General features: G+C 46.6%; 11 protein-coding genes and 1 pseudogene. 5 read left to right on the top strand and 7 right to left on the bottom strand.

Annotated features, from left to right (window positions below; genetic code table 11):
• Positions 1-116: 116 nt before the first annotated feature.
• A pseudogene (locus NC980_RS25910) lies at positions 117-353 on the bottom strand (MerR family transcriptional regulator); the annotation flags it as partial.
• A gap of 136 nt (positions 354-489) precedes the next feature.
• Between NC980_RS25910 and tmpT the strand changes: the two are divergent.
• Both tmpT and NC980_RS25900 read left to right on the top strand, forming a co-directional pair.
• Complete coding sequence (gene tmpT / locus NC980_RS25905; RefSeq protein WP_190376572.1) at positions 490-1,128, top strand: thiopurine S-methyltransferase; 639 nt, start codon at positions 490-492, stop codon at positions 1,126-1,128.
• A gap of 14 nt (positions 1,129-1,142) precedes the next feature.
• Entirely contained in the window at positions 1,143-1,946 is an 804-nt protein-coding gene (locus tag NC980_RS25900; protein WP_190376571.1) for a sulfite exporter TauE/SafE family protein, read from the top strand.
• Positions 1,947-2,166: 220 nt separating this feature from the next.
• On the opposite strand, the gene NC980_RS25895 is transcribed toward NC980_RS25900, so the two are convergent.
• Genes NC980_RS25895 through NC980_RS25875 form a run of 5 tightly spaced genes read right to left on the bottom strand, consistent with a single transcriptional unit; the run spans position 2,167 to position 4,531 of the window.
• Entirely contained in the window at positions 2,167-2,334 is a 168-nt protein-coding gene (locus tag NC980_RS25895) for a hypothetical protein (protein ID WP_190376570.1), read from the bottom strand.
• Complete coding sequence (locus tag NC980_RS25890; RefSeq protein ID WP_190376569.1) at positions 2,334-2,855, bottom strand: DUF1349 domain-containing protein; 522 nt, start codon at positions 2,853-2,855, stop codon at positions 2,334-2,336. The genes NC980_RS25895 and NC980_RS25890 overlap by 1 nt, the downstream gene beginning before the upstream one ends.
• Positions 2,856-2,889: 34 nt before the next feature.
• Entirely contained in the window at positions 2,890-3,513 is a 624-nt protein-coding gene (locus NC980_RS25885; RefSeq protein ID WP_190376568.1) for an NAD(P)H-dependent oxidoreductase, read from the bottom strand.
• 50 nt (positions 3,514-3,563) lie between these two features.
• Entirely contained in the window at positions 3,564-4,025 is a 462-nt protein-coding gene (locus tag NC980_RS25880; RefSeq protein ID WP_190376567.1) for a DMT family transporter, read from the bottom strand.
• 17 nt (positions 4,026-4,042) lie between these two features.
• Positions 4,043-4,531: a DMT family transporter gene (locus NC980_RS25875; protein ID WP_190376566.1), complete on the bottom strand. Its 489-nt coding sequence runs from the start codon at positions 4,529-4,531 to the stop codon at positions 4,043-4,045.
• 152 nt (positions 4,532-4,683) lie between these two features.
• Between NC980_RS25875 and NC980_RS25870 the strand changes: the two genes are divergently transcribed.
• The gene (locus NC980_RS25870; protein WP_190376573.1) at positions 4,684-5,184 is read left to right on the top strand and encodes a MarR family transcriptional regulator; all 501 of its coding nucleotides are present in this window, start codon (positions 4,684-4,686) and stop codon (positions 5,182-5,184) included.
• Positions 5,185-5,243: 59 nt separating this feature from the next.
• On the opposite strand, the gene NC980_RS25865 is transcribed toward NC980_RS25870, so the two are convergent.
• A complete protein-coding gene (locus NC980_RS25865) occupies positions 5,244-6,197 on the bottom strand; it encodes a Rieske 2Fe-2S domain-containing protein (protein ID WP_190376565.1) in 954 nt (317 codons plus the stop codon).
• 87 nt (positions 6,198-6,284) lie between these two features.
• Here NC980_RS25865 and NC980_RS25860 point away from each other — a divergent pair, with 87 nt between their 5' ends.
• Together NC980_RS25860 and NC980_RS25855 are read left to right on the top strand one after the other, a co-directional pair.
• Positions 6,285-7,058, top strand: a complete 774-nt coding sequence (locus tag NC980_RS25860) for a TetR/AcrR family transcriptional regulator (RefSeq protein WP_190376564.1) — start codon at positions 6,285-6,287, stop codon at positions 7,056-7,058.
• Positions 7,059-7,261: 203 nt separating this feature from the next.
• Positions 7,262-8,338, top strand: a complete 1,077-nt coding sequence (locus tag NC980_RS25855; protein WP_242026801.1) for a DNA methyltransferase — start codon at positions 7,262-7,264, stop codon at positions 8,336-8,338.
• The last annotated feature ends 159 nt before the right edge of the window (positions 8,339-8,497 follow it).

Below are 8,497 nucleotides of genomic sequence, written 5' to 3'. Positions count from 1 at the left end.
CAAGATTGGCGAGAAGTCGCTTGCTTGCAAACTGCTGCGTAAATTGAGCGAACCTAGCGATTGCGGGATAATTGTGCTCAATTTTGAACATCTCCGGTTAAGTTGACAATACCCGCTAAGATTAGCGCTCGATTGATCTCAGGCCCTTCAGGCGTAAACATTTCACTTATCTCATCCAGTGAGAAACCAGCACTACGTCCCAATGAAATCACTGCGAGCCGTTCTATAACACTGGCATCAAACAGCCTCCGTAACCCGTTTCTACCACTTGACTGAATGAGCCCTTTTTCCTCATAAAATCGTAGCGTTGAGGCCGGTAATCCAGAAGCTTTTGAGCCTTCGGTAATATCGATCATCTTCTTTGTGCAACGACTGCTTGACTTCAAGTTGACTTGAAGTTGTATCGTAGCTTCAAACACACCTTAAAGCAAGACGGACGTTATTCAGTTTGTGGGGTGTGATTGCTACTTAAGCCGCGAGGAAATGGATGTGGACGCAAGTTTCTGGCATCAAAAATGGGAAAAAGGGGATATTGGGTTTCACCAAAGTGAGGCAAACGCATTCCTCATCGAACACTTTGATCAATTAAATTTGGCGAAGGGCAGCCGTGTATTTCTACCCTTGTGTGGAAAGAGCCGTGATATTGCATGGTTGCTTACTCGCGGGTATCGAGTTGCCGGTGCAGAATTGAGCGAACTGGCGATTAACGAATTGTTTAGCGATCTAGGAGTGGAGCCAACCATCTCCAAGCTTGGGAAATTAGCTCGCTACTGTGCAAAAGATATCGACCTATTTGTCGGTGATATTTTTGATGTGTCTGCTAAAGTTCTTGGACAAGTTGATGCCGTCTATGACCGAGCGGCGTTGGTGGCAATGCCAGCAACCATGCGGAATCAATACACGTCGCACTTGATGGAAATCACCAGCGTAGCACCGCAGTTGCTAATTTGTTACGAATATGATCAACAACTCATGGATGGTCCCCCATTCTCAGTCAGCAAAGTAGAAGTAACCCATCACTATGCGGCGGCTTATCAACTGAAGCACGCTGAAAGCAAGGATGTCGCTGGCGGATTAAAGGGGAAAGTTGCGTCAATTGAGACGGTTTGGTTGCTCCAAAAATTTTGAAGGATGAGGTTAATATGCTGAGCATTGAATGGATGTTGGTATACATCCTGTTAGGTTTCTTTGTCGGTTTTATGGCAGGCTTGCTGGGGATGGGGGGCGGTGGAATCCTCGTTCCCTTGCTGGTATCCAGTTTCAGTTACCAGGGTGTGAGTGCAGATAATGTGGTTCATTTGGCATTAGGCACGTCGTTGGCTTGCATGATCATTTCTTCGATCGCAAGTATCCGCGCCCATGCTGCTCAAGGAACTGTCGTCTGGAAGGTGGTTTATGGAATGACACCCGGCATTATGGTGGGTGCCTTTCTAATTACCCGCATCGCGGCCCAGGTCAACTCAGCTTATATTGCTGTATTTTTTGCGCTGTTTATGGCCCTGATCGCGGGTCAGATGTTTCTGAATTGGCAACCGAAAGCGAACCAGAAGTCGACTAAATTCCATGGCTTATTTCTAGCAGGGACTGGCATTGGATCGGTATCTGCTCTGGCTGCGGTTGGGGGCGGTTTTCTGACAATCACTTACCTCAGCTATAAGAATGTAGCAATGAAAAAGGCGATCGGAACGGCATCTGCCATTGGATTTCCCCTGGCGATTGCAGGGACAGTTGGGTACCTGATGAGTGGTTGGTCTCAAACGTTGAGCGTTCCTTACACCCTTGGCTTCATTTATGTGCCAGCATTTGTAGCAATATCGAGCACAAGTTCTATTGCAGCTCCCTATGGAACTCGATGGTCTCATCGGTTGCCTGAGACTTTCTTGAAAAAGATATTCGCCATGATCTCGCTGGTTCTGAGTGTCAAGATGCTTTTCTCAGTCGTTTAACTTTGACCCCAGCATGTGTTCCCTCAGCATAGTACGTTAGGGATTTCAGCAAAACCTACCGTAAACCCATTGCACGCCAACAGAGTCAGGTGATTCATGGAGAACGAGACTTGGATCATGGCAGGTGAATGCGAAGATGATCATCGAAGTCACTTCTCCAAATCTTGGTTAGCTGCCGCACACAGCAGAAGTTCGATCGTGTGGAGTGCTTCAGATCTACTTAGGAAAGTTGAAGGTTCAGCTGGCTCGAAATCGACACGACAATGCCCTTCTTCCGCAACTCACCTAACGCTTTGTACAGATCCCCCTCATCTAACTCCCATCGATCGCAAAAGGCAATCACATCGGACAATCGTGATCGCAGATTACACCGATTCATCTCTGCCATTATGGAAAGCCCTCGAAAGATGCTTCAAAGCCATTGCCATCTGGAGAAGCGCACATGATGCCCGCTTGAATCTTATCGCTGGGTAAGTAGGTCAACCTAAACGGCCTGTAGTCTAAAGTGTCGTCTTGGTAAGAGATGTGGATGGCTTCCCGGCGACGTTCGACTCGTAGGTGTAGGACTTCGGGGGGCTTAGGTAGCGGAATAATCGACCAGTCGGAATAATCGTGCGTAACGACAGCGCTTAAATTTTGTACTCCATCGACAAACTCAATGCCAGCTTTTATCCAATGGTTTTCGTCAATTCGGAGCATGATCCCAGCCTGATCATAGAGGTCTTTGTAGTTCCCACGAATGCCGACCTGTATTACAAAATCAGTGTTAAAGGTATCGAAGTAAAAGTGACCTGAGTCGCGAATGAAACCATAGCGGGTCGTACGCCAAAAGTCTGTTTTGGGAGAGGTTTTAACGATCAGTCGATTGCTTGAATGAAACCATTCAGTCGGTTCATTGAGCCATTGCATGAGATCCCTCCGGTGTAAGGGGTTGGGCTGTCCATTACCAAGTTTTGGCTAACTCTATCAAACGAGTGATCGCAGTTTCGGTTGCTTGTTGCTGCATCTCGCCTCCCATTCCTTGATAGGGAACTTCAACATATTCCACATCTTGAATGCCTAGAAAATTTAAGATGAACTGAAGGTAGCGTGCACAAAAATCCATTTCGCCCGCGGGTGTTCCGGCAGCATAGCTACCAGCACGCGAACTGATAATGAGAGCCTTCTTTCCGGTGAGCAAGCCATTAAAGGTTGTGGTATCGCGGTTGTACAGGACAGTACAACCCACGCGAATCACATTGTCAAAATACGCTTTCAAATGGGCCGGAATGCCAAAATTATACATGGGAACTCCCAGCACAATGCGATCGGAGTTAAACAGTTCAGCGATCAAGGTATCTGATTCTACTAACAATGCCTTTGTTTCGTCAGTTTGGTTTTCTGAGGGAGTTAAATTGGCGATAACCCAATCAGAGGTAATCAGGGCAGGAGTTTGCTGTCCGATATCTCGCAGTTGGTATTGAGCGTTGGGATGCAACGACCGCCACTGGTAAATAAATTTGGAAGCCAGAGTACGGGAAGCGGATCTGTCTTGGCGAACACTAGACTGAATTTCTAACAGTTGCATGGTACTTTTTCAATAGGGTTGACTAAATGCAAAAATGGTTTTGAACCAGACTAATTTGAGTGTTGGCGATCGAGTTGAGTTAGTGCGATCGCCACACTCAGCACAGCAATGGCAAACACTCTAGAGAAATTGAGCGGGTGAGTCGGGACACCCAACCAACCAAACTGATCAATGATGAGAGACATGATCATTTGGCTACAAACTACTGCTAATGTCGCTGTCGTTAAGCCGAGTTTCGGGACAGTCAATGTACTCAAACTGACAAACGTAGCACCCAACAACCCCCCTAAAAACGCCCACCAAGGAACGTTAGCGAACTGTTGAAGATTAGGCGATTTGAACAGCCCTAAGGCAATCAAGAGCGTTAAGATACCGAACCCAACTAAGAAATTAATCGCTGCTGCTGCGATCGGAGAACGTAACGTTTGCTTTAAGCGAGCATTTGCTGCTGAGCCGATCGCTAAAAAACTACCTGCTGAGCCTGCACCAACAATTGCGAATAAAATATCCATACTGCACAGGAAATGAACTACTGAATGAGAAAGAAAAGTGCAACCATAAACAGCCCAATGGCAATGCGACGATAGCGAGTGAGACGGTGTTGGGGCAGTCCCAACCAACCAAAATGGTCAGCAATCATGCCTGCGATCGCCTGCCCCAACACAACGAATCCCAGTGTTAACGTCGCGCCTAAAATAGAGATGAAATAGGCACTGGAGGCAATGTACCAGGCTCCAAACAGCCCTCCAGCCAAACTCCAATGGGGCGCTTTCGGTAAAGCCAACCAATCGGGATGACCAAACCGTTGTGTCAGTAGCAAAGCTGCTAATGCCAAAAAACCAACTAGGTAAGAAACGTTCGCTGCCAGAGGAGCAGAAGCTAGCGATCGTGCCAACTGTGCATTCATGCTGGCTTGAATCGGTAACAACGCACCACTCAGCAGCGACAACAAGAGATACAGGCAAAGTTGACAGCGAAACCAGAGGCTCCGAGATCGAAACAGAGGGAAGAAGTTCATAGCTGAAATAGTGGGTGAATGAATTGCAGCGAGGAAAATCCCGAAATCTGGAACTAACCAGGAAAAGATTCGGAACCAAATTTATCTTTATATCAAGATACTTAGTGCAAAGGTAAAAGTCAAGAATCTCGATGTCAAGATATAATGACTGCATGAACTACGATCGCATTGATAAAATTTTGGAACAATGGCAACGCGAATCTCCGCAGCTAGATGTCTCGGCTCTGGCGGTGACAGGGCGAATTTTGCGGATTGCTCGTTTACTGGAAAAGCACCGAGAATCTGTCCTAGCGGAATATGGGTTAAATGTCTGGTCGTTTGATATGTTGGCGACGCTGAGACGACAAGGAGCGCCCTATCAACTTAAACCAACCGATCTCTATGAACTGTTAATGCTCTCATCAGGGGCGATGACGAACCGGATCGATCGTCTGGAACAAGATGGGGTGGTTGTTCGCATTCGCGATCCAGAAGATCGGCGCAGCGTTAGCGTGCAACTTACGCCCAAAGGGATTGAACTGACAGACACCGTCATGCCTGTTCTGTTTGAACAAGAAAAACAATTTCTAGAACAGTTTACGAAGACGGAAGCTCAAACATTGACGAAATTGCTGCGTCAGCTTTTGTTGGTGTTTGACACAAATAGTAAGTAACCCAATTGGTAAGTAACCCAATCCGATTTCGAGTAGATTGCTTTAATCACGACTCGATCTCACCATTCCCAGTAAAGTTTCTCCGCATGAAACATGATCTCCTCGTTCGGTAAGCGAATCTTGGCAGGCTGACGCGGATAAGAAGTTTCGATCGCTCGCGTATCTTGTTCCACAACTGTTGCTACCGCACTCAATATCGATCGCTTTAACAGAGGTTTCAACACGGGATGATTGAATTTGGCAAAAACCAGAACAAAGGTTTTTGTATAGGTTGCGGTTTCAGGATACAGCACATGCACTTGCAAAATTTCGCCCAATGGAAAGCGAGCTTTAAAGGTAGTCAGCGCTGGAAACGCATATTCCAGTGTGCCAGTGTAGGTCTTGGGTGCCGAGAGAATCACCGGGTTGCGGCAGATGTCTCCGAACGTCACATCCTGTCGATCAAGTTCCTGCACAACCTTTGCCCAGTAGCCCTCCTGCTCAAATACAGGAATGCGATTGGCTTTGATGCCAAAGAGCTCTCGATGAGTCCCGTTCTGATGGTTGTAATCGTAGTTGATCAGCAGATTGTGCAGAAAGGTGCCCCGAATACTCTTTTCTCCAGCAATGCCCAAGAAAGTCATGCCTTGGCTCACTCGTTCAATTAAGTCAGGAACAGGAATTTTGGCACTCACGCCACCGTACGTCCAGATGCAATCGCCCTGAATCACTAATTTCAGCGGGGTGATTAGCGGCTGCGCTGCCACTTTCCCTGCTTGATGTAGCCTTCCCTGCCCGTCAAACTCCAGCGCATGAAACGGACAAGTAATGGTGTTTCGTTCCTGACAGACCCAACCCTCCGACAGCGGAGCCTGCATGTGGGGACACACATTATTAAGGGAAAATACCTCTCCCTGAGAATTTTGCCAGAGGACATAGTCCTGTCCATTTAAGGAAATTTTGTGGGGCTGGTTGATGCCCAATATTGAGCGATGAGCAACCAGCCAGGGAGCGCCAGGAAGGATGGGTGACATAGGGTAAAATTATGACAGAATTTTCATGTTTCATTTTGAAAATACGACAAGTTATTCATCTTTGTCAAGGAAGCTTTTCAGTCACCAATGGTAGAATCACAACCGCATCCTACGCCCCTTAGACGACAGCCCAAGCAGCAGCGCAGCCAGCAGCGGGTCGAGCAAATTCTGAGATCGGCTGCCGAGGTGTTTGTAGAAGTCGGCTATGAAGCAGCAACCACTCACATGATCGCTGCCAGAGCAAAAACGGCGATCGGCTCGCTTTACCAGTTCTTTCCCGATAAACTTGCCATCTTTCACGCCTTAGAAGCCCAGCATATGGAAAACGTGATAACACTGAACAGGGAACTGTTGCAGTCTGCGAATCTGAGGCGACCGTTTGTCGAGTTTGTCGATCGCCTGGTAGAAGCTCACATCGCCTATTTTCAAGACCCGATTCCTCGTGTGGTCTATATTCAATATTTTGTGGCACCTCAGCTATTCGTGCTCTTTGATGAGGCATTCAATCATCAGTTGATTGAGCAATATGCAGACTTCTTGCGGCAGTGGAATCCGGCATTGCCCATTGAGAAGAGTGAGTGCCTGGCCGAAACAGTTCATCAGTGTTACAACGCCCTACTGCTGCAAGCTTTGAGGGGAGAGGAGCGTAAACGGCGATCTCGCTACGCAGAACTCAAGGCCTTGCTAGTCGCCTATCTCGCACCCTATGTAGAGCCAAAGTCAATGGATGAAAAAGTGATAAAAGTAATGAAATGTCATTACTGTCATTCTGACCGTTTGTCGAAGAACGGACATCGCTACAACAAGCAACGCTATCTATGTAAGGATTGTGGCAAACAGTTTCTAGAACGCACCAATTAGAGAACTGTTGCGTAACACGGAATTTATCCCCGTTAACCTCACAGGATGCGCATCGAGGTTGAGGGGAAGAAGCTGAAAGGGTTATTAGGAGCGGAATTGGGAGATTGATTGTTGGGACAATGACTCCAAAAGCGAGAGCACCAGGAGTCATGAGATGGGGCAGAGAAAAGCGAGAAGCGGGGATTGTAAGTCCAGAAGAAGTGATGCCGATTTTGACAGAAGAGGAGCATCGCTGGAAATATTGGATGCCACAAGAGCCATCAGATGAATTTGTTGAAGCAATTCCGGAGAGTATTCGATCGCTCAAAATTTTTGATCCGGCTGTTGGCTCAGGACATTTTTTGATTATTGCTTTCACGGTGCTGGCTGCATTTTATGAGGAAGAAGCTCGTCACTTATGTAAGAATTGGGAACCAAAGCAGATTGCTGAATGGATCATTGAAGAAAACTTACATGGTGTAGATATTGATCCTCGCGCAGTTCAGATTGCTGCTGCTGCTGTCTTTTTGAAAGCAAAAACATACGCTAAAGATGCTGCGCCTAGCATTGTTAATTTAGTTGCCTCCAATTTTGGCATAGCATCGCTCCCAAAAAATGATCAAGCAATTTTAGACTTGAAGCAGGCGCTAAAAGAGGAAATCGATCTGTCAGAAGAGATGGCAGATATCATTCTTGAAGCCATCAGCCAAGCGGATTACCTAGGCTCACTTCTTAAAATTGATGAAGCTGTTCAAGAAGCAATAGCTCAGTATAGAAGACAATTTGAGCCACGTCAGTTAGAGATTGGTGAAACAGTCAGCGAAGATGCTAAACCTAGCTTTTCAGACGAGCAAGCTGAAGCAACTATTTTCGAGAATCTTGTTGAGTTCCTTAATCGTCGAACAAGCAGCGAAGATTTGGGACTGCGGTTACGAGGAGAACAGCTTGCGGCTGGAGTACGCTTCATTCAATTAGTCAGAAAAGGTGAATATGATTTGGTCATCGCAAACCCGCCCTATTTAGGTGCAGGGAAAATGCAGCATCGGAGATACATCGAGAAACATTATTCAATTAGCAAAGCAGATTTATATGCTGTTTTCATTCAGCGTGGTATTGAGCTTGTAGATTTTGCCAAGCTTCGCGGACTTTCTGCAATGATTACCATGCGAGGCTGGATGTTTATCAAGGATTATGAGGACTTGAGAGCATTTATTCTCCCTCAGAAAACAGTTTCGAGAATTGGTATTGTCAACTTAACCGATGTCAATCAAAATTGGGCACGATCATCCCTTGATCGCTAGCATCGCTTAATTTTACACAGCAGTTTTCAAGCAGGCGACTTCTCGCGGTATTGTCAACTTAACCGATGTCAATCAAAATTGGGCACGATCATCCCTTGATCGCTAGCATCGCTTAATTTTACACAGCAGTTTTCAAGCAGGCGACTTCTCGCCAATCCT

Source organism: Leptolyngbya sp. AS-A5 (assembly GCF_039962495.1).
Taxonomy (GTDB): Bacteria; Cyanobacteriota; Cyanobacteriia; order Leptolyngbyales; family Leptolyngbyaceae; genus Leptolyngbya.
This window is presented reverse-complemented; position numbering and strand designations above follow the sequence as displayed.

Excerpts from the sequence above, each read along its gene's own strand:
- NC980_RS25865 (WP_190376565.1), bottom strand. The coding sequence starts at position 6,197 with ATGTCACCCATCCTTCCTGGCGCTCCCTGGCTGGTTGCTCATCGCTCA.
- NC980_RS25855 (WP_242026801.1), top strand. The coding sequence starts at position 7,262 with ATGCCGATTTTGACAGAAGAGGAGCATCGCTGGAAATATTGGATGCCA.
- NC980_RS25885 (WP_190376568.1), bottom strand. The coding sequence starts at position 3,513 with ATGCAACTGTTAGAAATTCAGTCTAGTGTTCGCCAAGACAGATCCGCT.
- NC980_RS25895 (WP_190376570.1), bottom strand. The coding sequence starts at position 2,334 with ATGGCAGAGATGAATCGGTGTAATCTGCGATCACGATTGTCCGATGTG.
- NC980_RS25880 (WP_190376567.1), bottom strand. The coding sequence starts at position 4,025 with ATGGATATTTTATTCGCAATTGTTGGTGCAGGCTCAGCAGGTAGTTTT.
- NC980_RS25870 (WP_190376573.1), top strand. The coding sequence starts at position 4,684 with ATGAACTACGATCGCATTGATAAAATTTTGGAACAATGGCAACGCGAA.
- NC980_RS25875 (WP_190376566.1), bottom strand. The coding sequence starts at position 4,531 with ATGAACTTCTTCCCTCTGTTTCGATCTCGGAGCCTCTGGTTTCGCTGT.
- NC980_RS25860 (WP_190376564.1), top strand. The coding sequence starts at position 6,285 with ATGGTAGAATCACAACCGCATCCTACGCCCCTTAGACGACAGCCCAAG.
- NC980_RS25900 (WP_190376571.1), top strand. The coding sequence starts at position 1,143 with ATGCTGAGCATTGAATGGATGTTGGTATACATCCTGTTAGGTTTCTTT.
- NC980_RS25890 (WP_190376569.1), bottom strand. The coding sequence starts at position 2,855 with ATGCAATGGCTCAATGAACCGACTGAATGGTTTCATTCAAGCAATCGA.